We start from the raw sequence: 23,043 nt of genomic DNA on the forward strand, positions 1-23,043 counted from the left end.
GTTTAATCAAATACAGAAGAAAATATTAGAAAGAATGGAACTATTTACATATATGCGTACATATGATATAAGTAAAGTGTATTAAATATACCCATACACTTAATACACTCCATACACTTAAGAAAACATATAAGGTGGTGATCTCTTGATAATTATTTTAGACCCAAGAAGCCATTTACCCCTTTGGGAGCAAATTGTTCTACAAACAAAAGAACAAATCCTAAGAAAGATTTTGGTAAATGGAGATAAACTTCCTTCTGTACGTGAATTAGCAACTACATTAGTGATTAATCCAAATACTGTTAGTCGAGCCTATCAAGAATTAGAGCGCATCGGAGTCATCGAAACGATAAGGGGTAAAGGAACATTTGTAATTGGTTTAACGAAGGAGACTGTTTCAACTGATACCCTTTTAAAATATAAAAATAAACTATCCAATTTATTAATTGATTGTTTAACAGATGGCGTAAATGAGGAAGAAATAATTAATTGGGTAAAAGAGTTTTATTCTAATAAAGGAGCTGAATAGTTTGCTGAAAATCAATCATTTAAGTAAAAAACTCGATGAAAATGAAGTATTAAAAAATCTAAACTTCCAAATAGAAAAAGGTAAAATCACAGGCTTAATTGGTAGAAATGGAGCTGGTAAAACGACCCTATTAAAAACAATCGTTGGCATTCTATCTCCAGACGAAGGCTCAATACAAATTGACGATAAAGAAATTAACGAATCACCTAATATTAGAAAAGAAATAGCATATATGAGTGATTCTACCAATTTCATTAATCAATATAGTGTAAAAGAACTTATTACGATTTATGAAAATTCATACCCAAACTTCAATAAATACAAATTTCTAGAAGCATTAAATAAATATAAATTACCTAATACATCCCTACGTAAATTCTCAAAAGGGATGAAAACACTGATCTATTTATTATTAACCTTTTCTACAGATGCAAAATATGTCATTTTAGACGAACCAACAAACGGTTTAGATCCAGTCGTTAAACGGACTGTTTTGCAATTAATTATTGAATATGCAAGTACAAACTCAGTCGGAGTTATTATTTCATCACATCATCTTGCAGAGCTTGAAAAAATAATTGATCAATATTTATTTATTAAGGATGGAAGAATTAACTCAATCTCTACAATGGAAGAAAGTACGAGTCAATTTTATAAATTACAAGTAGCATTTGAAAATGGTTTACCTAAAATATTTGAAGATGACCCGTCTATTTCTGTATTCTCAAAAACCGGTAAAGTAGCAATTATCATTATTAATGGAAATAAGAACGAATATATAAAACGAATGGAAAATGAAAATCCACTTCTTTTAGAAGAACTTCCATTGACATTAGAGGATTTATTTTTCATAAACGATGGAGGGGACTTATATGTTTAGTAAAGCATTGTGGTTAATTAATTCGAAACAATCTAGGCTTGCACTTATTTTACTCTATCTTGTCTATTTAATTATACTTCCATTTGGCTATTACAATAACACTGACGAATTAAATCGCGCCTTACTAACAAATCCTAGTAATCCATACCTTTATATAGCTGACTTTAGTATGCTTGCTATTTTTTCACCAATCATTGTACTAATATTAAGTATCTTATTAATAGGAATTGGTCGAAATACAGGAGGAATTGATTTTCAATTTTCGCTTCCTTACTCACCGAGACAACTTTATCTATCAAAATGGATGTTTGGAGTCGCTCATATTTTTATGGCAACTATTGGATTATTTATTTTAACTCTATTAATCCATTACAATACTAATCTTCACAAGTATATTAACGCTTCATCATTTGTAACGATTTTTACTGTAATTTTCCTATTTACGATTGCTTTTTTTACAATTGGTCTATCGATTGGGACAATAACAGGTCATTATTTTTCTCAAACACTTTTCACTATTTTTACGATTTTCTCACCTAGTATTATCTATTTTAGCATCTATTCAAATTTAAACGGCATCTTTAACTATGAATTGTCTGGTAAAAGCGAAAAAGCGATAACTAGTTGGTCTATTCCATTCCAAGCAGAAGATTTATCAATTTCCAGAGATTTTAATGAACACATTATTCATTATCCAACTATGGACTATGGAAATTTAACGATAATTATCCTTTATATCGTTGCATTTCTTGTAATCGGTTTATTATGTTATAACAGATCTGCGAATGTCAATAATGGCAAATTATTCGTATATAAAAAATTCGGTTTATTCGTTAATGCCTTATTTGTATATCTTGCAGCGACATTAATTGCATTATTAACATCTACCATTGCAAATGGGCATAACACGATTATTTACCTAATTGGATTAATAATTGGTACGCTTGTTGGCTATTTCTTCTATAAACGTTTAAATAAATTTTTTGATTAATGTTATTCTAACTAAAAAAGCGCTGATTCTTAAGAAAAGAATCAGCGCTTTTTTTTATGAAATGAAGTTTAATGCAAATCGTACAAAGAATAATGCTGAAATTGCAACCATATATGGTGTGATTTCAGTTTTCTTACCTGCTGCCATTTTAACTAATGGGTAAGCAATAAAACCGAATGCAATTCCGTCAATAATACTATATGTTAATGGGATGAATGCTAAAATTAAGAAGGCTGGTATCGCTTCAGTAGGATCATCCAATTGAATATCTGTAATATGTTTAACCATCAATGAACCAATTATGATTAAAATTGGTGCAATCGCAGATGTTGGAATATAGGCGATTAATGGCATAAAGAGTAAACATCCTAAAAATAAAAATCCAGTTACAATCGAAGTAAGACCTGTTCGACCACCAGAACTAATCCCAGCACTACCTTCTACAGCTATAACTGTCGGACTAGTACCAAATAAACCGGATAAAATAATACCAAACGCAGCACCTTGAACAACCTTTTGTTGCTTATGCTCTTGGTTCATCATGCTTAATTGACCATGAATAATACCGATTGATTCGAACAACACAACCATCGTTAACGAAAATACTGCAATCCAAAATGGAAAACTCAATACTTGAGTAAAGGTCAGTTGTCCGACAACTTCACTAGCAGATTTCATTGTAATTTTTGTTGTATCATGTGCTTTTTCAATTCCACCATGTAAAATGAATGAAACGATTGTACCTAAAATTACCGTAATTAAAAAGTTTGCAGGTACATTTTTAATAAAAAGATAAATTGCAATACCTAGTGTAATAACTGTTGCTAAAACATCTACATTTGTAAAATTTGCGATTGATACAAACGTACTTTCATTTTTTACAACAATTCCACCAGCTTGAAGACCGATAAACGTTAAGAAAAATCCAATTCCAACTGTAATTGCACTTTTTAGTGATAATGGAATCGCAGTTGTTAATTTCTTAATTAATTTTGTGAATGATAAAATTGATAATAAGATGCCACTTACAAATACAACAGCAAGTGCTTCTTTCCAACTCATTCCCATTTCTCCAACCATTGTATAAGTAAACAATGCGTTGATGCCCATTCCTGGAACTAATACTAATGGTGAATTACTCCATAATCCAATCATAACGCTTCCAAAGAAAGCTGATAAGATTGTAGCAATCATTGCACCTTGGAACGGTATACCTGCATCATGCAAAATTGTACTATTAACGGACAAAATATAAACAAGTGTTAAAAAAGATACCGCACCTGCAATCAACTCCGTCTTAATGGTCGTACCGCTACCTTCAAGATTAAACTGTTTGTTCAATAAATTTTTCAAAGAAATTCCTCTCTTTTAATGTCTCCCTCTCCCACCCATGCAACAAGGCACGATTACAATTATACTAAATTTCATCAAATAATTAAACAAGAAAATATCTTCTTTATTGATTTAAAAAATAAAACAAACCTTTGCAAAATATCAAGGGTTTGGTAAAAGAATTAATAAAACTAAAATTCAAATCAACAATTTCATCTAGAATTTCTCCCCAGTCATAACTGACATAAAATCTTTATAAAACCCTTCATAATCTAATCCTATTGCAATATTTTGTTGCGGTCTTCCATTAAAATTCTCAAGTTTATCCGTAACTCGAAAATCTGCAATACTTTGCCCACTAGCCACACCAGTTGAATCAATTTCAACTGCAGATTGATAGAATTTAAATAGATCACTACGAATGACTGCCATAAGAGTTACCGCATCATGTACTGGACTTCCTTTTATCCCCGGTATCTTCTTTTGATAAAAGTTGAAATAATAGTAGTCTAATAATGGTTTTACAATATCCGTTTTCCCCTTAGAATGTATATAATTGACCATTGAAGGAGTTATAATCGCATGTTGTGTTACATTTAATGGGAAAATATAAGCACCATTTACATACTTCATTACGATATTTGCTGCAATAGGATCACCGTGAAAATTTGCTTCGGCTACTGGAGTAACATTTCCTGGATAAAGAAAGGCTCCGCCCATGATATAGTATGAATGCACACTTTTCATTAAATCTTCGTATAAGATAAAAAGTGTCGCTAGTGAGGTTAACCTCCCAGTATTTACGATTATTAGTTCATGCTTATACTGTTCAATCAATTTTGTAACTTCATAAAAATTCTCTAAATTTTCAAAATTCAAACCTGGATCGATTGGACCTAGCCCAAACGGACCGTGAATATCAGGGTAATAAGTTGGGATTTCTCCCGTCATTGGATTCTCGGCACCGCCAAAAACTTTAACATTTTCTTTTTTTGACCTTTTTAGTAAGAACCGTACATTCCTTGTCGTTTCTTTTTTAGATACATTCCCATAATCTGCGACAATTCCAATGATATCGATTTCTTCTGTTAATCGAGCATAAACCAAAGCGATTGCATCATCAATTCCTATATCACCGAAAAATAACACTTTCTTTCCCATTAAATTGGCTCCCTTTATATCTGAGGTTCTAAAGCATCTCTTATATTATTTATTCCTTTGATATAATGGTATGTTATTAACTTTTTGAAAAGTAAAAAATTCAACTTAAATAAGAAGAAAAAAGCTATTCTCAAATTTAGAGAATAGCTTTAATAATGATTAAGCTTCCATAATTAAATCATAAATTAATGTAGGTTCTTCTACTTTTTCAGTAGAAATTTTAATGTTTTCAAGTAAGTCTTTTTCAACTTCACTAATGTCTTCTGTGCTTGAATAAACAGTAACTAATGAATCGCCTTTTTTAACTGCTTCGCCTACTTTTTTGTTTAGCATTAATCCTACAGCTAAATCAATAACTGATTCTTTTGTTGCACGTCCTGCGCCTAATTTCATAGCTGCTGTTCCAACTGCATCAGCAACGATTTGTGAAACATAACCGTCTTGTTTTGCTACTACTTCTTGTACATATTTTGCTTGAGGTAGTTTTGATGGATCATCTACTACTGAACCGTCTCCACCTTGGGCTACTAAAAATGCTTTAAATACTTCTAAAGCTTTTCCGTTTTTCATATTTTCTAGAAGTTTAGCTCTTGCCTCTTCTAATGTTTCAGCTTTTTTAGCTAATACAACCATTTGGCTACCTAATACTAAGCATAATTCTTCTAAATCTTTTGGACCTTCGCCTTTAAGTGTGTCAATTGCTTCTTTTACTTCTAACGCATTACCAATCGCAAAACCTAATGGTTGGCTCATATCAGAAATAACTGCAACTGTTTGTCTTCCTACGTTATTACCAATTTTAACCATCGCTTTCGCTAAGTCACGTGCATCATCAATATCTTTCATAAATGCACCAGCACCAGTTTTAACATCTAAAACAATTGCGTCTGCACCAGCAGCGATTTTTTTACTCATAATAGAACTTGAAATTAATGGGATTGAGTTAACAGTTGCTGTTACATCACGTAGTGCATATAATTTTTTGTCAGCTGGTGTTAAATCTCCAGTTTGTCCGATAACGGCTAATTTAATATCGTTTACTTGTTTAGTAAATTCTTCTTCTGTTAATTCAACATGGAACCCTTCTACAGCTTCTAATTTATCGATTGTTCCACCAGTGTGACCTAAACCACGTCCGCTCATTTTGGCAACTGGAATATCTAAAGAAGCTACTAATGGACCTAATACAAGTGTAGTAGTATCACCTACCCCACCAGTTGAATGCTTATCAACTTTGATTCCTTCAATGTTAGAAAGGTCAATTGTATCACCAGAATGTACCATAGCCATTGTTAAATCACTATATTCTTTCTCAGTCATGCCTTTTAAGAAAACTGCCATTGCAAAAGCACTCATTTGATAATCAGGTACACTACCATCTGTGAAACCTTTGATGACAAAATTTACTTCTTCAGTTGTTAATGTTTTTCCGTCACGTTTTTTTTCAATTAAATCTACCATTCTCATTTTTGAAACGCCTCTTTCTAATTTGTCTATATTACTTCTAATGAAAAGTGACTTCCACATAATGTAGAAGTCCTTTACTATTTTCGTTAACTTTTTTATTAACCGATTTTACGAATAATCTCTTTTACTAATGATAAAAATGAAGTTCTTACTCTTTGTGTCGTTTCAATTACTTCTTCATGGTTAAGAGGTTGATCTAAAATTCCTGCTGCCATGTTTGAAATACATGAAATACCGAGTACTCTTAATTCAGCATGACGTGCCACAATTACCTCAGATACTGTTGACATCCCAACAGCATCAGCACCTAATGTTCTAAACATGCGAATTTCAGCTGGAGTTTCATAAGATGGACCTGTCAGTGCAGCATAAACTCCCTCTTGAAGTTTTACATTTACTTCACTAGCAGCACTTTTTGCAAGTTCTCTTAATTCACGGTCATACGGATAAGACATATCTACAAAACGAACGCCTAGCTCTGGGTTATTTGGTCCAATTAGTGGACTAGTTCCAGTGAAATTAATATGGTCTGTAATTAACATTAAATCACCAGGTTCATATGAAGTATTAACTCCACCTGCAGCATTTGTTACGATTAATTTCTCTACACCTAATTCTTTCATAATACGAACAGGGAATGTAACTTTTTCCATGCTATAACCTTCATAGTAGTGAACTCTACCTTGCATTGCTACTACTTCAATACCATGTATTGTTCCAAAAACTAATTGGCCTTCATGCCCTTCTACTGTTGATGTCGGGTATTCAGGAATTGTATGATATGGTATTTTTTCTTGGTTTTCTATTTCATCTACAAGAACACCTAAACCTGACCCTAAGATCAATCCAATTTTAGGCTTTCTGTCGACTTTGCTTTTAATAAAATCTGCAGCTTTATCAATATGTTCTTTATTCATATGTAACTCCACCTTATTTCAATTTTTCAAAAAAGCTTGATCCATGTGAGGGCATTGCAATTTTAAAGTTTTCTGCAATGGTTGCTCCAATATCAGCAAAAGTTTTTGGTATTTCTAATTCTTTACCTTCTGAAAACTGTTTACTATAAACTAGTAATGGAACATATTCTCTTGTATGATCTGTACCAGTATATGTCGGATCATTTCCATGATCTGCAGTAATCATTAATAAATCATCTTCTTTTAATAAGTCAAATACTTCAGGTAATCTTGCATCGAATTCTTCTAGTGCTTTACCGTACCCTAGTGGATCTCTTCTATGACCATATACCGCATCAAAATCAACTAAATTTAGGAAGCTTAAACCAGTGAAGTCCATTTTTAATGTTTCAACTAATTTATCCATTCCATCCATATTTGAAACTGTACGTAATGCTTTTGTAATTCCTTCACCATCGAAGATATCTGCAATTTTACCGATTGAAATCACATCAAAATTCGCATCTTTTAACTCATTCATAACCGTACGTCCAAATGGTTTTAATGCATAGTCATGGCGATTTGGTGTACGTTTGAAATTTCCAGGCTCACCTACAAATGGTCTCGCGATTACTCGACCAATCATGTATGGATCATCTAACGTTAATTTACGTGCAATTTCACAATAACGATATAAATCTTCTAATGGAACAATTTCTTCATGAGCTGCAATTTGTAAAACAGAATCAGCAGACGTATAAACAATTAGATCGCCTGTTTTCATATGTTGTTCACCAAGTTCAACTAAAATCTCAGTTCCTGAAGCAGGTTTATTTCCAATTATTTTACGATCAAAATGGGTTTCCAATTCACTTATTAATTCTTGAGGGAATCCATCAGCAAACACTTTAAATGGCTTATCAATGTGAAGACCCATGATTTCCCAATGTCCAGTCATTGTATCTTTTCCAACTGATGACTCTTCCATTTTTGTGAAATAAGCAAGTGGCTTATCGGCCTTTGGAACCCCTTTCAATTCTCTAATATTACTTAATCCTAGTTTTGCCATGTTCGGCATATGTAATCCATTCATTTTTTCAGCAATATGACCTAGTGTATCTGAACCAACATCATTAAATTTTTCTGCATCAGGAGCTTCTCCGATCCCTACAGAATCCATAACAACGAGGAACACTCTATTAAATTTTCTATTCATTTGTTTTCCTCCTAACTCATCGAAACAAACTGAAACTTACAAGATAGCGTCAGATGTCTGACAACTAAAGTATACTTATTGTCCTAATTCTTTTCAAGAATTATATTTTCCAATTTGTGTCTATTGATACTATTATTCCCCAGAATCCTATTAATTTGACATAAATAATTCATAATTATTTTCTATTTTTAGTCGCTAATTAAAATGATCTGCTAAAAATTCCTCTTGCATACTGTATTGCAAAAATAAAAGGCCTAGCTTTATTAGCTGGCCTTTTAGCGCATTATGCTGTTTGATTTTCTGAACTTGTAACTTGATGTTTTTGTCTTTTCGCAACGATTGTACCAGCTACAATTACGATTGCAGTCATGATAATTTTGAACACTAAAGCTAAAGTATAATTTTCAAAAATATCTTTAATCATCTTTTCATGAGTAATCATACCAGCTGCTGTCCAAGCTAAGATACCTGCACCAATTGTTGTAATAATTGGGTATTTGTTCATAACTTTCATTAATATTGAGCTACCGCCAACAATAATTGGAATTGAAATTAAAATACCAATTACGATTGCAACGATACTACCATGTGATACACCAGCTAAGGCTAAAACATTATCAAGACTCATTAATGCGTCAGCAATGATGATCGTTTTAACTGCTCCCCATAAAGTTGCACCACTTTTAACTTCGCCGTGTCCAGAGTCATCGACTAATAATTTAAAAGCAATCCATAATAACATTAAACCACCGACTGCATAAATAAACGGAATTTTTAATAAATACACGATTACTGCTGCAAATACGACACGAAGTGCAATTGCACCCATTGTACCAAATAATACTGCCTTTTTCTTTTGGTTTTTAGGTAAGTTTTTCGCTGCTAATGCGATTAGAATAGCATTGTCACCACTTAATAACAGGTCGATAAAAATTACATTCAATAGTACACCAATACTTAATCCATCAAATAAATCCATGACTCTTCCCCCTTATAAAACTACTTTTTTAATTAAACAACCTGTACTTCGCGACTACAAAATAAAAAGACCTTTGCCAATAGTTGTAGTTCTACGGCAAAGGTCTTGCTGAGCATACATTTGTATGCCAACAAAGCCGATGAGAATTTCTTCTCATGTAATGACGACTTTGTTTCAGGATCTCTCCTGACGCTACTCCCCTTTGGAGTATTCGATTGTTTATTAATACTATAATAGTATTCTAGCTAGTCCATTATGTCAATAGTTTTAATAGGTTTTTAATTATTAATTTTAACTTTTATAGTCTAATCGAATATCAATGAAAATAATTAACTTATTGCTTTGTCAATATTTTTGGTCCATTACTTGTTATCGCTAAAGTATGTTCATATTGTGCTGAATTTTTTCCATCTCTTGTTCTTGCTGTCCAGCCATTACTATCCATTGTAGAATGCCATGATCCTAAATTAATCATCGGTTCAATCGTAATGACCATCCCTTCACGTAGTCTTAAACCTTTACCTGCCATACCAAAATGAGGAACATATGGCTCTTCATGAAGAGTCGGTCCTATGCCATGTCCTGTAAAATCACGCACAACAGAATATCCTAACGACTCAGCATAAGATTGAATCGCAAAACCAATGTCACCAATACGGTTTCCTACTACAGCTTGCTCTATTCCTTTATATAAGCATTCTTGGGTAACTTTTAATAAATCTTTGTTTTCTTTCGATATATTTCCTACACCGTAAGTCCAAGCCGAGTCAGCAAGTGCACCATTTAAATTTACAACCATATCAATTGTTACAATATCACCATCTTTTAATGGTTTCTTACGAGGAAAACCATGGCATATCTCATCATTAATTGATGCACAAGTTGCATATTTATATCCTCGGTAACCTTTTTGCTCTGGCTTCGCACCATTTTCAGCTAAAAACTTTTCTACAAATTGATCGATTTCCCAAGTCGTAATCCCTGGTTTAATCATTTTTGCAATTTCTTTATGCGTAGCAGCCAATAAAGTACCTGCTTCATCCATTAAGTTAATTTCACGTTCAGTCTTAATCGTAATCATTTAGTTCATCCTTTCAAGTGAATTAGTGATTTTAAATTCATTCATGATTCATTTAATATAGTATGCTTTTCACATTATAACAATATTTCCCAAGAAAAAAGAGCTTAATTTAAGCTCTTAAGTGTGTAGATTAAGTTCAATATCTCGATTTTTTAGGTTTTTAATCATGTAGACATGAAAAACCAAATATCTGTGAAATTAGGCTCTAGGATGAAACTCTTTATAAACATCTTTCAGTCTATTTTTCGTTACATGTGTATATATTTGAGTTGTAGATATATCTGCATGTCCTAGCATTTCTTGCACTGATCTTAAATCAGCTCCATTTTCTAATAAATGTGTTGCAAATGAATGACGTAAAGTATGCGGTGTTAATTCATGCTGAATATTTGCTTTTTCAGCTTGTTTTTTTAAGTTTTTCCAAAATCCTTGTCTAGACATTCTATTCCCATGATGATTTAAGAAAAATGCATCATTATTTTTTTTACCTTTTAGTTCGTTTCTAGCTAATTTTAAATAATTTTCAAGTGATTCAATCGCAAGTTTTCCAAGAGGAATAATTCTTTCTTTACTCCCTTTACCTAAACATCGCACAAATCCCATTGTTAAATTAATGTCAGATAGATTTAATGATAATAACTCTGACACCCGCATACCAGTCGCATATAACAATTCTAACATTGCCTTATCTCTAAAACCAAATGTTGATTGATCTGGTACTTCTAATAAAGCCTCTACTTCCTGCAGTGATAAAACCTTTGGAAGTACTTTTGGCGCTTTTGGAATTTCTACTAATAATGATGGATCGTCTTTCATCCCATCAACTTCACGAATTAAAAATTGATGAAATGAACGAATTGTTGCTAATTGACGAGCCATTGTTCGAGCGGTTAAATCTCTTTCTTTTAAATATTTTAAATAACTAATAATATGTAACCTAGTTATATTTGAGAGACTATTTATATTTTCAACAACGTCCAAATATTTTCCGTAGCTTTCTAAATCCTTACCATATGATAGAATTGTATTTTTAGATAAACCTTTTTCAACTTGGATAAAATGGATAAAATCCTCCGTTGCAAAATCAAATTCTTTTTTAAATGGTGTTTTATCAGTCGTTGTCACATTTCATTACTCCCCGTTTTGATAAAACCGTACCAGTTGGTTAAAAGCACCATCCTTTTGATGATTGTCCACCTTTAACATTGAACCTTCAGGTCGGTCATATCGATGCATATTTTCATATTCAGAATGAATCCATTGAATAGCAAAATAAAATAAAATTGTACATGTAATGAATAAAATTGTAACTTTTATTACATTAAAAACAATACTTGCCCTTTTTTTCATATGACCACCACCTTTTGCTAGAAGTAAAGACATCATTACTACATACTATGCAAAATTAGGACAAATCATACTTCAAAAATCAAACATTAATGATCACACAGTATAATTTTAAGAACATGAAAAAGAGCAGACTCTTTTTATTGAACTGCTCCGTCTTTAGGAATCAAAAAATAAAATGATTTTAATTAAATTAAAATCATTTTATTACTTTTCATTTTGTTCATGGCAACGATGACATACACCATGAAATGATAATCGATGATCTTTAATTTTAAAATTCCAACGTTCTTCAACTGTCTTTTCAACTTCACTTAATAGATTTTCATGAATTTCATCCACTGCTCCGCAAACCGTGCAAATTAAATGATGGTGAAAATGTTGAGCACCTTCATGTCTTAAGTCGTATCTTGAAACCCCATCACCAAAATTTATTTTATCAACAATTGTTAACTCAGTTAGTAATTCTAACGTACGATAAACAGTAGCAAGTCCAATTTCAGGCGATTTTTCTTTCACTAGGAGGTAAACATCTTCTGCACTTAGGTGATCTTCTTCGTTTTCTAATAAAACACGAACTGTAGATTCACGTTGTGGTGTTAATTTATATCCTGCTAAATGTAGTTGTTTCTTTATTCGTTCAACTCGTTCTTCCATTTTTTTCACTCCCTCGCCACTTGATAATAATTATAACAAAGATAGAGAAAGTGTCAAAAATTATTTGTTAATTTTTTGAAACAATTATTTCAGAGATGGCTTTTAAAAAATAAGTTGAACCATATGCCTCAATAATACTTGCCATACTTAAGCAAACAGCAACAATTCCAAAAACAAAAGAATACGAGATTAACTGTTTCATAATTGGTTCATTATCATTTTTAATAAATTGTTTTCGAATCATACGAATGGACAGTTGTACCGCTAAAACTGTTAGTAATATATAAAGTGGTAAAACGATAACGTTTTGTGGAAAAACAGAAGAAAATGCTAATAAAATACCGTGCCAGCCTAATTGATTGACTAAGAACCCTACTGTAAAACCAACTACCAATCCTTTCATAAATAGTAAGATAAGAATGATTGGTAATCCGATGATTGAGATACCTAATATCCAAATCAAAGCTAAAAACTTCAAATGAGTAGAATAGCTCGAAAGGAACACTTCATTTCCACTAATATAATCACCATTATTAACTTGTCCAAAAAAATGAGTAATAAACGATAGAATATCCTGCTTTTGACTCACATTCATACTATTTACGATGACTGCTCCAAATACTACACCAAAAAGTAAAATCACACTAACAAAAATATAGAGTGACAAATAATCTTTAACATGTTTTTTCATCATTGATTTGACTGAGCTTCTTGTCATGATATCATCTCCTGCACTATATTCTCTCTTCATTTTATGAATGGACAAGTAATTTATTCTTTTAATTTATAAAAGTTCGAAAATTAATAATACGAAAAAAATGTATGTCTTGTTGTTATTTCATGTTGTGAGGTGTTGATTTAAAGTTTTGAAAAAATAAAAAAAGCTGTTAAAGTCAACAAGGACTAAAAACAGCATTTCTTTAATTTAATAATTCAATTTGTTTTTTTATGATTTGACCGATTGATTTTGCATTTTCTTCATTATTACCATAAATAGCTGAATGATTGTACCCTTCTAGTGTTTGACGATTACCTTGATTCGTTGTTTCACAATATTCACTATGATATTTTTCAACTTTATGTAGTAATTCCTTTTTTTTCTTCAGATTAAGCTGTAATCCACTTTGATTTGAAGCTGTTAATACTAGTAAAGGTATATTCATTTTTATTTTCAATGCGTCTTTTATTCGTAAGTTACTATAGTATAGATTTTTCCACTCACTGACAACAGTCTTCCAATGCTTATAGCTCTTAATTGAGCTAATTATTTCGAGCTGATGATCTGGAGCAGTTTTCATTATTTTATTAATTAGTTTAGTTGGAATAGCCTTAATAAGACGAAATTGGTTCGCATTCTTCATCATTAACGCAAATTGATATAGTAATTTATCATATAATCTCTGCTCATGTTCCTCTAAAGTAGGATGTGTTGGATCGAGTAAAATCATTGATTGGATCGCATTTGGAAAAAGCCGAGACATTTGGAATACAATATATGACCCTAGAGAATGTCCAACTGCAATTAGTGGACTTTTAATATTTAATGCTAATAAAAGATCATAGCATTCATAAGCTTGTTGTTCTGTTGATCGTTCTGTCGTCCATATTCCACTTTTTCCATAACCTAAGCGATCGTATGTTATAACTTTGGCATATTTACTCAACTCTTCTTGTAAATAATTCCATTGATGAAGAGTATGCATCATTCCACATTCTAATAGAACTGTAACTTTGCCTTCACCTTTTATTCGAACGTGATATGTGCCAAGCTCACCATTAACAAACAATATTCTCACCTTCATCGTATATGATTAGATTAGTTGTCTTATTGTATTCAATTTTCATGTATTCTATTTTATCTTTCATTTTTACTTTAAAAAATGTGCTTCGATATAATCCTTAAAAAACGAGAAAAAAAGACGTTAATAAAACTAACGCCTTTCTTCTTAAGGTTTTTAGATTGTTTCCTTTTTATCTTCGTAGGCTTCTTTTACTTCTTCATAAAATTGAGCTTGAGAAGTGTAAAAGTATGGTGCTACATAAAACAATGCAAGCCCAAATGTGATAACTACCAATAGGCCCCAGCCAATGAATGAAAGCCCTAGTAAAAAGAATTTCCATTTATATCCATCCATCATTCTTCTACTTAGAGTAATTGCATCAAGGGCATTTAGATCTGGATTATCTTTTAAAATATACCCGACTTGTGAATAAGCGAGGGCTTTGATAATTCCAGGAATGATCAGTAAAATCGTCCATAATACTGTAAATAAAGTTACTAAAAACCCAACTAATATCCCTCTAATAAATTGATGTCCACTTTTAAAATAGAAAAATATGTCCGATATACTTTTTTCTTCATCACGAATCAACTTAATAAAGTAAACAAGTAAACCATAGCCTAAAAGAGTATTTATGATTGCATTAACGATTTCGATTACGGTTTGGACTCCACCAGGAATTAAATCTTGTTGATCCAAATCTAAAAATATACTACCCGTATAATGTTGATTAACTGGTCCATTTAGTAACATATAAATAAGTCCTTGTAATACACCATAAAATACGAGGGTTAAAATCGCTTTTCCCCAATTTCCTGATAGACGATTTTTAGCTGTTTTTTTAATTGACGAAATTCTCATCTACTCATCCTCTCAAAAAATGTCATTTTATTTTATCATGTTATTACCATATTTTGAGATTTATTTTAATTTTATTTTAATTTTTTTGTAATAATTGTAAATATTGGACTGCGAAACATGTTTTTGCATCATGGATTGAACCTTTTTTTAGCTCTTCTAAACACTCGTCTAATGTTAGCTCAAACATTTCGACAAATTCATCTTCGTCTAAAGCAGCACTATTCTCTAATTTCTTTAAACCTTTTGCAACATATATATGTATGTATTCGTCTGCAAACCCTGGTGAAGTATAAAAAGATTGTATATGCTCCCACTCGGCAGCTTCATATCCAGTTTCTTCTTCTAGCTCTCGTTTAGCTGTCACTAATGGCTCTTCGCCTTTTTCTAATTTCCCTGCTGGAATTTCTAAAAGACTTCTTTCTAGCGCTTTTCGATACTGCTCTACAAAAACAATTTTACCTTCATTTGTAATTGGAATAACAGCAACTGCACCAGGATGCTTTACGATTTCACGTGTACTTGTATTTCCATTCGGTAATTCTACCTTTTGATGATAAAGAGAGATCACTCTTCCTGAAAATATTTTTTCTTCTGCTAGTGTTTTTTCTTCAAATTTTTTCATTTTTTTCATCACCTTGTTCTAATTTATATGGTTGTCACATACATTTTATCATTTATTTCATTAAAATACTTTCTGAAATGAGGTAGTCTGATGAAAATGTGTATGACGGAAAATTCTGTTGTTCTTGTAGGCTCCAAAACAGATATTTTAAAAACGCTCGAAGTTATTGGTATGCAATATAAAACTGTTCAAGAATGGATTCAAAACTCCAAAGGTAAGCTCCTCTATGTTGTAAAATAATTCTCTTTTCCCTACAATTAAATTTGGAGGGATTTATATGAAAAAACGTAAACTTGGTTCTACTTTATTAGAAATTTCCGAAATTGGTTTAGGTTGTATGTCTCTTGGGACTGAAGAAAATGAGGCGATTTCAACAATTCATGCTGCAATCGATGCTGGAATCAATTACTTTGATACTGCTGATTTATATGATTTCGGTAAAAATGAAGAAATCGTTGGAAAAGCATTAAAAGGTCGTAGAGATCAAGTGATTATTGCTACGAAGGTCGGAAACCGTTGGAATCATTCAAATGATAATAAATGGTATTGGGATCCATCAAGAGCATATATAAAAGAAGCTGTAAAAGATAGTTTACGTAGACTAAATACAGATTATATTGATTATTACCAACTTCACGGCGGAACAATCGAGGATCAATATGAAGAAACTATTTTTACTTTTGATGAATTAGTAAAAGAAGGCTTAATTCGTCATTATGGAATTTCTTCAATTCGTCCAAATGTTATCAATCGATTTGTAAATCATTCATCTATACAAGGTGTTATGATGCAATATAATGTTCTAGAGCGTAGACCCGAAGAATTTTTTCCGCTTTTCGAAAAACATCATATTTCCGTCATTGCACGTGGTTCTGTAGCAAAAGGTTTATTAACAAGTAAGTGGGAAAAGAAACTATCTAACAAAGGCTATATGTCCTATTCAGAACAAGAATGTATTGAAACAATCCATAAGCTTCTCCAACTTCTCGATGAACAACAATCCTTACATAGCTTAGCCCTACAATATGTTCTTTCACATAAAGCAGTTTCATCATTAGCTGTAGGAGCTAGAAATAAAGAGCAATTACTAGATCATATTAACGCTTATTTTTCAAAGCCATTAAATTCACAACAAATTACCAAAATTAAAGAAATTACACTTCTTACGAATTACGAGGAACATCGTTAAGCCACTCCTTCCTTCCATGGAAGGAGTGTTATTTCTTCCATTTACTTGCTTTTCGATCAATTTCATTTAAAAATTCTTCTCGTCCTCTTTTATATTCTGATTGATTATTAGCAAGTCCTTTTTTTAATTTTATATATTCCATTGCTTGATCTGTATGTGCGATCATATATTCCCTAAATGCAATATTTCGTTCAACAGCAGCATTCCCTTTTGCGTATACATGAATATGGAAACTACAATTATCATCACATTTTATAAAAAATCTTCTGTCTTGCTTAGATTGATCCCCCATTTGTTCGTAACCTAAGTTTTTTAAAACATCACTATATTCATCAAACTCTTTTAAGCATTTTACCACTATCATCAAATCAATGATTGGCATCGCAAACATATTTGGAATTGAAGTACTACCTATATGATAAATCGCTACTTTCTCTGGTAATAATAGTTCAATTGCCTTTTTTTCAGACTGAAAATCTTCTTCCCATGAAGTACGATAAGGGACAATTTCAATAGTCTTTTTCATATTAACACCTACACTTTTTTCATTAGCTTCCTTATATAGCATTCGTTAAAAGATACCTTATTATTGAAAAAAACAGTAGAAAATGCATAATAAAAGTTCTTTATTGAATCCCTAGAGTTAAACTAATTACAACTTCTTACAAATTAAATTTTGGTTAAAATACTCACAATTTCTACTTTAATTAGTTTCTTTGAATTATAATTATTTTAGTTACTAAGATATTTAGTTACGTTAACTTTTTTTAGTACTTCCTATTTTAAGGAGAGAATGAAATGTTAGAAAAACCAGTCAATCGAAGTGAATTAATTCCAGCTTTAATTATGGAAATTAGAAAATTTAACACTTCAATCGTTCTTTTTAACGAAGGGCTTGCCTCAAATCTTCATTTAAATGCGACTGATTTACGATGTCGAGAATTACTTTGCCATACTGGTCCGATTACAGCTGGAAAGTTATCTAAGTTAACACATCTATCTACCGGTGCTATAACAGGTGTTATTGACCGACTTGAAAAAGTCAACTTTGTTGAACGTGTTCAAGATCCTAATGATCGTAGACGAGTAATTATTCAACCTGTGTATGAACGTGATGATGAATTAGCAGAGCTCTTTAAACCATTATCTGATTCTCTTTCTTCTATTTTTAACGAGTATGATGATAAAGAGTTAACATTTTTATTTAAATTTTGGAATGATATTAATGAATTGATTCCAAAAGAAACTAAAGAATTAATTAAGGGGGAAACTTGAGTGGTTTCAAAAGACAGCAAAGTTGGCTTTGTCGTAGCAGGTCTATTATTAGGTATGCTGATGGCGGCTATGGATAACACAATTGTTTCAGCTTCAATGCCGACAATTGTTGGAGAACTAGGAGGTTTAGACCAATTTATATGGGTAACTTCAGCATATTTAGTTGCTACTATGGCAAGTATGCCGATATTTGGTAAGTTATCAGATATGTATGGTCGTAAACGATTTTATTTATTAGGACTTTTAATTTTCTTAATTGGTTCTGCATTATGTGGAACAGCAAATAGTATTGTTCAACTTAGTGTGTATCGTGCTATTCAGGGAATTGGTGGAGGCTCACTAATGCCAATTGCCTTTACCATTATTTTCGATATTTTCCCACCTGAAAAACGCGGGAAAATGACTGGTTTATTTGGTGCAGTTTTTGGTCTTTCTAGTGTATTTGGACCACTTTTAGGAGCTTATATTACTGATCAAATTGATTGGCGTTGGATTTTCTATATCAACTTACCTTTAGGTATTATTTCCTTATATTTAATTTCTCAGTTTTATAAAGAAAATCTACATCTGAGAAAACTAAAAATCGACTGGTTTGGTGCAATCACACTTGTCGGTTCAGTTGTCAGTTTAATGTTTGCACTTGAACTTGGTGGAAATGAATACGATTGGAACTCTGGTCCAATTATTTCTTTATTTGCCATCTTTGCCGTTTTGTTTATCGCATTTATATTAATTGAAAGAAAAGTTGAAGAACCCATCATTTCATTTAGCTTATTTAAAAAGCAACTTTTTGCAGCAACTCAAGGTGTTGCATTTTTCTACGGTTCTGCTTTTATTATTACGACCGTATTAATCCCACTTTTTGTTCAATCAGTTTATGGTGGTACAGCCACAAATTCTGGTATCATTCTTATTCCGATGATGCTTGGTTCAGTTGTAGGTAGCCAAGTAGCAGGACAATCAGTACGTAAATTTAGTTATAGAAGCATCATGTTAGTTTCAGTTGTTTTATTCTTTATCGGTATGTATTTATTAAGTACATTAGATACTGATACAGCTCGATCAACAGTAACGTTTTACATGATTATCGCTGGACTTGGAATGGGATGTTCATTCTCGTTATTAAGTATGGCAACTCAACACAAAATCGAGCCGCAAAAACGTGGCATCGCAACATCAACAAATACTTTCTTTCGAACATTAGGAATGACGATCGGTGTTACTATTTTTGGTACAATACAAAACCACGTTTTTAAAAATAAAGTAAGTGATTTACTTGGTAATTTAGGTGCATTTGGTGGAAAAGTTGACTCACGTGCTTTATTATCCGCTGATGCAAGAGCTAAAATTCCACCAGAAGTACTTCATAAAATCTCAGAAGCAATGGCCCATTCTGTAGCGACTACTTTTAAATGGACACTAATTCCAATCACTTTAGGTTTTATCGCAATTATCTTAATGGGTAAAGAAAAATTAACTTTTGAAATAAAAGAAAATAGATCAAAAAAAGCGCAATAAACTTAAAGCCAAATCCGATTTAAGATGGATTTGGCTTATTTTTTTCTCTAAAAAACTAATTATCTTTACATTTTTCAACATTTATTTACTTTTATTTATTATTTTAATCATTTGAACTTTAAATTTGTCATCTATTCTTATAGAGTAATAGATTTATTTGAGGAGATGATTATAAATGAATGGGAAAAAGTTAATTTTAGCAACAATGACATCACTTATGGTATTTTCAGGCGTTAGCCAAGTTTTTGCATAAAATGTGAACCAGAATACGTTAAAGTCATTTGGACCAAAAGGATTTGACCTTCAAGCACACCGTGGAGGACTGGGGCTGACAGTTGAGTCAACTCTTGCTTCATTCTCCCATGCTCTTGAACTTGGCGTAAGTACCCTTGAGCTTGACGTACAAATAACTGAAGATCATCAAGCTGTCATTACGCATGACCGTAAAATTACAGGTACCAAATGCACTGACACAAAACCAGCATTCGTTGGCGATTCGGAATACCCGTACGTTGGCAAATACATAAAAGATTTAACGCTAGCTCAAGTAAGAACGCTTGATTGTGGAGCAAAGGGTCTACCTCAATTCCCTGGTCAGCAACTAAGTCCAGGTGCTCAAATGCCACTATTAACTGAAATATTTGAACTTGTAAAGCAATACAAAGCTAAAAAAGTCTGGATGAATATCGAAACGAAAGTAGAAGCTGGAGCACCTGAACAGACAGCTCCTCGCGAGGAATTCGTTCGAATTGTTGCCAAGCAAGTTCGAGAAGCTGGAATGCTTAATCAAGTGTCCATCCAAAGTTTTGACTGGGGTGCACTCAAGCTAATGCATGAAGTCGAACCTCGATTACCTCTTGTTGCACTAACCAACGGACCTGAATTTCTACAACCTGGCAAACCTGGTAAATCGCCTTGGTTAGGTGGAATCGATATTGATGATTTTGATGGAAATCTCGTAGCTGCGGCACATTCATTAGGTGTAGATGCAATTTCTCCAGTCCATGGATTCCCACAAGATGGCAAAATTACTGATGCGAACTACATGCCTTATATTACTAAAAGTATGGTTCAAGAAGCTCACCAGTACGGTCTGAAGGTTATTCCATGGACAGTTGACGACCAACCAACTATGCAAAAACTGATAGATGATGGTGTTGATGGAATCATAACTGATTATCCTGACCGACTACGTGATGTAATGAATCAGAATCATTTTAAGTTACCAAAAAGTTACTCTGCTAAGTAGTTCATAAATTTACCCTATTATTCTCTCAATATATAATTTTTTTAATCGAAAATAACTTATTTATTAGTTTAGCGATTTCATGTGATTTACGTCACAAACAATGACTAAATCCCGCCATATAATAAGATTATTAAAAATAGTTAGGGGGATGAAGGATGTTTTGTAACCAATGTGAACAGACTCCTGTTGGTGGTTGTAAGATTGTGGGTGTATGTGGAAAAGATGAAACAATTGCAAGTTTACAAGATACGATGGTTTATGGGTTAAAGGGAATTGCAGCTTATCGGACTCATGCAGCTCAATTAGGGTACACTGATCCATTTGTTGACCAAGTAACACATGAAGCTTTATATATGACTTTAACAAATTCGAATTTTAATTTACAAGAACACATTGATATGGCTATGAAAGTAGGTCAGGCAGCAATTCGTGTTATGGAGCTATTAGATGAAGCTCATACAAAACATTTTGGAATTCCTGAACCTGTACAAGTTTCTTCTAATAAAATCGAAGGAAAATGCATTGTTGTAACTGGCCATAATTTATTTGCATTGGAAGAATTGTTAAAACAATCAGAGGGGAAAGGTTTAAATATATACACTCACTCTGAAATGCTACCGGCTCACGGTTATCCAGCATTGAAAAAATATCCACATTTAAAGGGTAATATAGGAAAGGCTTGGTTTGATCAACGTCGTTTATTTGAAAAATTCCCTGGAGCGATTTTAGCTACCACAAACTGTGTAATGCCAATAAAAGGAAGTTATGCTGATCGCTTCTTCTCATATGAAGTGGCAGGATTAGAAGGAGTAACAAAGATTATAGGGGAAGATTTTTCGCCATTAATTCAACGTGCATTAGAATTACCAGAAGCAAAGATCGAATCAGAAGAAGTAATGACTACTGGTTACCATCACGAAACAGTTTTGTCTATTGCACCTGAAATTGTAGAAGCTGTAAAACACGGAAAGATTCAACGCTTCTTTGTAGTAGCAGGTTGTGACGCACCAGGAAAAGGTGGAGAATATTATCGTGAGCTTGTAACTTCTCTACCAAATGATACAGTCGTTTTAACAACATCTTGTGGTAAATTCCGCTTTAATGATGTAGACTACGGTACTGTATCAGGTACAAACATTCCTAGATTTATAGATTTAGGGCAATGCAATAATTCAATTTCAACGATTAAAATTGCAGCTGCATTAGCGGAAAGCTTTAATTGTAGTGTCAATGAATTGCCAGTGAGTATTGTACTTTCTTGGTTTGAGCAAAAAGCCGTTGCTATATTATTAGGGTTATTTAGTCTTGGTATCCAAGATATTCGAATCGGCCCAAAAGCACCTGATTTTATTAATGAAGGCGTTTTAAATGTATTAGTTGATGCATTTGGCTTAAAATTAATTACAAATGCACAAGACGATTTAAAAACTATATTACAAGGATAATAGTTTTAATGACCATGGGACTTCTCTTTAATGAGAAGTTCTTTTATTATTCTTTAGTTTAAGTACCACAAAAAAACAACTATACAAAAATAGTTGTTTCAGATTGTTGAAAAATGAGCTTGTTAACGAGGCTAATTTTTGCTGGTTTACTTACTCATGAACTTGCTATGAGGAAGTATCTTTCTATTTTTCACTGGTTTACTTCCTGATCAACCTGTCATGAGTATGAACCTTTAGAACGGCATTCTCTAATTCTAATCTCTTAATGTATCGTTCTTGATCTGTGTATTCTTTTTTGTGACCTCGATTATCAAGATGAAATGCGTGACCATCTCTTTGGTATTTCCTCCACCAAGTCTTAACTGTGTCCTTGCTTATAATATTCAACCTGTCAGCTACTTGTTGAGATGAATAGCCTTGTTCCCTTAATCGAATTGCTTCACTCTTAATTTCTAATGTATATTTTTGAAATGTTTGCCCTTTTTTTGCCATAAAAAACACCCCTTAAATTCAATGTTGCCCAACGGAGGGTTTTTTCAACATCTACTTTAAGGGGTGCAGTCTACA

Annotated in this window: 25 protein-coding genes; 9 read left to right on the plus strand and 16 right to left on the minus strand. The window is 32.5% G+C overall.

Translation table 11 applies throughout. The features are described 5' to 3' along the window. Positions 1-145 precede the first annotated feature (145 nt). From CN925_RS05615 to CN925_RS05625, 3 genes are read left to right on the plus strand one after another with little or no spacing between them, the layout of a single operon-like run. On the plus strand, positions 146-529 hold the full coding sequence (locus CN925_RS05615) for a GntR family transcriptional regulator (RefSeq protein WP_098845275.1): 384 nt from the start codon (positions 146-148) through the stop codon (positions 527-529). A gap of 1 nt (position 530) precedes the next feature. Next, positions 531-1,409: an ABC transporter ATP-binding protein gene (locus CN925_RS05620; protein WP_180232861.1), complete on the plus strand. Its 879-nt coding sequence runs from the start codon at positions 531-533 to the stop codon at positions 1,407-1,409. Continuing rightward, positions 1,402-2,400 (plus strand): ABC-2 transporter permease, encoded by a 999-nt coding sequence (locus tag CN925_RS05625; protein ID WP_098845277.1) that lies wholly within the window; start codon positions 1,402-1,404, stop codon positions 2,398-2,400. The genes CN925_RS05620 and CN925_RS05625 overlap by 8 nt, the downstream gene beginning before the upstream one ends. Before the next feature lie 54 nt (positions 2,401-2,454). Here the strand turns inward: CN925_RS05625 and CN925_RS05630 are convergent, their stop codons facing one another. The 14 genes from CN925_RS05630 to CN925_RS05695 form a co-directional block, all read right to left on the minus strand. Next, positions 2,455-3,753, minus strand: a complete 1,299-nt coding sequence (locus CN925_RS05630; protein ID WP_098845278.1) for an NCS2 family permease — start codon at positions 3,751-3,753, stop codon at positions 2,455-2,457. A 195-nt stretch (positions 3,754-3,948) separates the two neighbouring features. After that, positions 3,949-4,893, minus strand: a complete 945-nt coding sequence (locus tag CN925_RS05635; RefSeq protein ID WP_098845279.1) for a nucleoside hydrolase — start codon at positions 4,891-4,893, stop codon at positions 3,949-3,951. 159 nt (positions 4,894-5,052) lie between these two features. After that, complete coding sequence (locus CN925_RS05640) at positions 5,053-6,360, minus strand: pyrimidine-nucleoside phosphorylase (RefSeq protein WP_098845280.1); 1,308 nt, start codon at positions 6,358-6,360, stop codon at positions 5,053-5,055. 98 nt (positions 6,361-6,458) lie between these two features. Then, complete coding sequence (locus CN925_RS05645) at positions 6,459-7,277, minus strand: purine-nucleoside phosphorylase (protein ID WP_098845281.1); 819 nt, start codon at positions 7,275-7,277, stop codon at positions 6,459-6,461. A 13-nt stretch (positions 7,278-7,290) separates the two neighbouring features. Beyond that, on the minus strand, positions 7,291-8,472 hold the full coding sequence (gene deoB, locus CN925_RS05650; protein WP_098845282.1) for a phosphopentomutase: 1,182 nt from the start codon (positions 8,470-8,472) through the stop codon (positions 7,291-7,293). A 283-nt stretch (positions 8,473-8,755) separates the two neighbouring features. After that, positions 8,756-9,451 carry a TerC family protein gene (locus CN925_RS05655; RefSeq protein ID WP_098845283.1) on the minus strand — a complete coding sequence of 232 codons (696 nt, stop codon included), beginning with the start codon at positions 9,449-9,451 and terminating at the stop codon, positions 8,756-8,758. A 334-nt stretch (positions 9,452-9,785) separates the two neighbouring features. Further along, positions 9,786-10,532: a type I methionyl aminopeptidase gene (gene map / locus CN925_RS05660; protein ID WP_098845284.1), complete on the minus strand. Its 747-nt coding sequence runs from the start codon at positions 10,530-10,532 to the stop codon at positions 9,786-9,788. Between the two features lie 198 nt (positions 10,533-10,730). Then, positions 10,731-11,657 carry a site-specific tyrosine recombinase XerD gene (xerD, locus tag CN925_RS05665; RefSeq protein ID WP_098845285.1) on the minus strand — a complete coding sequence of 309 codons (927 nt, stop codon included), beginning with the start codon at positions 11,655-11,657 and terminating at the stop codon, positions 10,731-10,733. A 6-nt stretch (positions 11,658-11,663) separates the two neighbouring features. After that, entirely contained in the window at positions 11,664-11,882 is a 219-nt protein-coding gene (locus CN925_RS05670) for a YqzK family protein (RefSeq protein WP_098845286.1), read from the minus strand. Positions 11,883-12,086: 204 nt separating this feature from the next. Then, on the minus strand, positions 12,087-12,536 hold the full coding sequence (fur, locus tag CN925_RS05675) for a ferric iron uptake transcriptional regulator (RefSeq protein WP_098845287.1): 450 nt from the start codon (positions 12,534-12,536) through the stop codon (positions 12,087-12,089). A 67-nt stretch (positions 12,537-12,603) separates the two neighbouring features. Continuing rightward, entirely contained in the window at positions 12,604-13,254 is a 651-nt protein-coding gene (gene spoIIM / locus CN925_RS05680; protein WP_098845288.1) for a stage II sporulation protein M, read from the minus strand. 202 nt (positions 13,255-13,456) lie between these two features. After that, on the minus strand, positions 13,457-14,323 hold the full coding sequence (locus CN925_RS05685) for an alpha/beta fold hydrolase (protein WP_180232862.1): 867 nt from the start codon (positions 14,321-14,323) through the stop codon (positions 13,457-13,459). Positions 14,324-14,491: 168 nt separating this feature from the next. After that, positions 14,492-15,178, minus strand: a complete 687-nt coding sequence (locus CN925_RS05690; RefSeq protein ID WP_098845290.1) for a DUF975 family protein — start codon at positions 15,176-15,178, stop codon at positions 14,492-14,494. A 76-nt stretch (positions 15,179-15,254) separates the two neighbouring features. Next, entirely contained in the window at positions 15,255-15,800 is a 546-nt protein-coding gene (locus CN925_RS05695) for an NUDIX domain-containing protein (RefSeq protein ID WP_098845291.1), read from the minus strand. 90 nt (positions 15,801-15,890) lie between these two features. On the opposite strand from CN925_RS05695, the gene mciZ reads away from it, so the two are divergent. Together mciZ and CN925_RS05700 are read left to right on the plus strand one after the other, a co-directional pair. Further along, entirely contained in the window at positions 15,891-16,040 is a 150-nt protein-coding gene (gene mciZ / locus CN925_RS21040) for a Z-ring formation inhibitor MciZ (protein ID WP_142339193.1), read from the plus strand. 37 nt (positions 16,041-16,077) lie between these two features. Beyond that, the gene (locus CN925_RS05700) at positions 16,078-16,989 is read left to right on the plus strand and encodes an aldo/keto reductase (protein ID WP_098845292.1); all 912 of its coding nucleotides are present in this window, start codon (positions 16,078-16,080) and stop codon (positions 16,987-16,989) included. A 28-nt stretch (positions 16,990-17,017) separates the two neighbouring features. Here the strand turns inward: CN925_RS05700 and CN925_RS05705 are convergent, their stop codons facing one another. Then, complete coding sequence (locus CN925_RS05705) at positions 17,018-17,515, minus strand: GrpB family protein (RefSeq protein WP_180232863.1); 498 nt, start codon at positions 17,513-17,515, stop codon at positions 17,018-17,020. Between the two features lie 272 nt (positions 17,516-17,787). Here CN925_RS05705 and CN925_RS05710 point away from each other — a divergent pair, with 272 nt between their 5' ends. The 4 genes from CN925_RS05710 (at position 17,788) to hcp (ending at position 22,476) form a co-directional block, all read left to right on the plus strand. Beyond that, the gene (locus CN925_RS05710; protein WP_098845294.1) at positions 17,788-18,264 is read left to right on the plus strand and encodes a MarR family winged helix-turn-helix transcriptional regulator; all 477 of its coding nucleotides are present in this window, start codon (positions 17,788-17,790) and stop codon (positions 18,262-18,264) included. Then, entirely contained in the window at positions 18,265-19,782 is a 1,518-nt protein-coding gene (locus tag CN925_RS05715; RefSeq protein ID WP_286138273.1) for an MDR family MFS transporter, read from the plus strand. It begins immediately after the preceding gene. Positions 19,783-20,038: 256 nt separating this feature from the next. After that, positions 20,039-21,031: a glycerophosphodiester phosphodiesterase gene (locus CN925_RS05720; RefSeq protein WP_180232864.1), complete on the plus strand. Its 993-nt coding sequence runs from the start codon at positions 20,039-20,041 to the stop codon at positions 21,029-21,031. A 155-nt stretch (positions 21,032-21,186) separates the two neighbouring features. After that, on the plus strand, positions 21,187-22,476 hold the full coding sequence (gene hcp / locus CN925_RS05725) for a hydroxylamine reductase (RefSeq protein ID WP_098845295.1): 1,290 nt from the start codon (positions 21,187-21,189) through the stop codon (positions 22,474-22,476). 198 nt (positions 22,477-22,674) lie between these two features. On the opposite strand, the gene CN925_RS05730 is transcribed toward hcp, so the two are convergent. Continuing rightward, entirely contained in the window at positions 22,675-22,968 is a 294-nt protein-coding gene (locus CN925_RS05730; protein WP_098845296.1) for a helix-turn-helix domain-containing protein, read from the minus strand. Between the last annotated feature and the right edge of the window lie 75 nt (positions 22,969-23,043).

This window comes from Bacillus sp. AFS055030, assembly GCF_002574545.1.
In the GTDB taxonomy this organism is placed as follows: domain Bacteria; phylum Bacillota; class Bacilli; order Bacillales; family Bacillaceae_G; genus Gottfriedia.

Excerpts from the sequence above, each read along its gene's own strand:
- CN925_RS05670 (WP_098845286.1), bottom strand. The coding sequence starts at position 11,882 with ATGAAAAAAAGGGCAAGTATTGTTTTTAATGTAATAAAAGTTACAATT.
- CN925_RS05705 (WP_180232863.1), bottom strand. The coding sequence starts at position 17,515 with ATGAAAAAGACTATTGAAATTGTCCCTTATCGTACTTCATGGGAAGAA.
- mciZ (WP_142339193.1), top strand. The coding sequence starts at position 15,891 with ATGAAAATGTGTATGACGGAAAATTCTGTTGTTCTTGTAGGCTCCAAA.
- spoIIM (WP_098845288.1), bottom strand. The coding sequence starts at position 13,254 with ATGACAAGAAGCTCAGTCAAATCAATGATGAAAAAACATGTTAAAGAT.
- CN925_RS05625 (WP_098845277.1), top strand. The coding sequence starts at position 1,402 with ATGTTTAGTAAAGCATTGTGGTTAATTAATTCGAAACAATCTAGGCTT.
- CN925_RS05700 (WP_098845292.1), top strand. The coding sequence starts at position 16,078 with ATGAAAAAACGTAAACTTGGTTCTACTTTATTAGAAATTTCCGAAATT.
- CN925_RS05655 (WP_098845283.1), bottom strand. The coding sequence starts at position 9,451 with ATGGATTTATTTGATGGATTAAGTATTGGTGTACTATTGAATGTAATT.
- CN925_RS05690 (WP_098845290.1), bottom strand. The coding sequence starts at position 15,178 with ATGAGAATTTCGTCAATTAAAAAAACAGCTAAAAATCGTCTATCAGGA.
- CN925_RS05645 (WP_098845281.1), bottom strand. The coding sequence starts at position 7,277 with ATGAATAAAGAACATATTGATAAAGCTGCAGATTTTATTAAAAGCAAA.
- CN925_RS05730 (WP_098845296.1), bottom strand. The coding sequence starts at position 22,968 with ATGGCAAAAAAAGGGCAAACATTTCAAAAATATACATTAGAAATTAAG.
- CN925_RS05640 (WP_098845280.1), bottom strand. The coding sequence starts at position 6,360 with ATGAGAATGGTAGATTTAATTGAAAAAAAACGTGACGGAAAAACATTA.
- fur (WP_098845287.1), bottom strand. The coding sequence starts at position 12,536 with ATGGAAGAACGAGTTGAACGAATAAAGAAACAACTACATTTAGCAGGA.
- map (WP_098845284.1), bottom strand. The coding sequence starts at position 10,532 with ATGATTACGATTAAGACTGAACGTGAAATTAACTTAATGGATGAAGCA.
- deoB (WP_098845282.1), bottom strand. The coding sequence starts at position 8,472 with ATGAATAGAAAATTTAATAGAGTGTTCCTCGTTGTTATGGATTCTGTA.
- CN925_RS05635 (WP_098845279.1), bottom strand. The coding sequence starts at position 4,893 with ATGGGAAAGAAAGTGTTATTTTTCGGTGATATAGGAATTGATGATGCA.
- CN925_RS05695 (WP_098845291.1), bottom strand. The coding sequence starts at position 15,800 with ATGAAAAAATTTGAAGAAAAAACACTAGCAGAAGAAAAAATATTTTCA.
- CN925_RS05710 (WP_098845294.1), top strand. The coding sequence starts at position 17,788 with ATGTTAGAAAAACCAGTCAATCGAAGTGAATTAATTCCAGCTTTAATT.
- hcp (WP_098845295.1), top strand. The coding sequence starts at position 21,187 with ATGTTTTGTAACCAATGTGAACAGACTCCTGTTGGTGGTTGTAAGATT.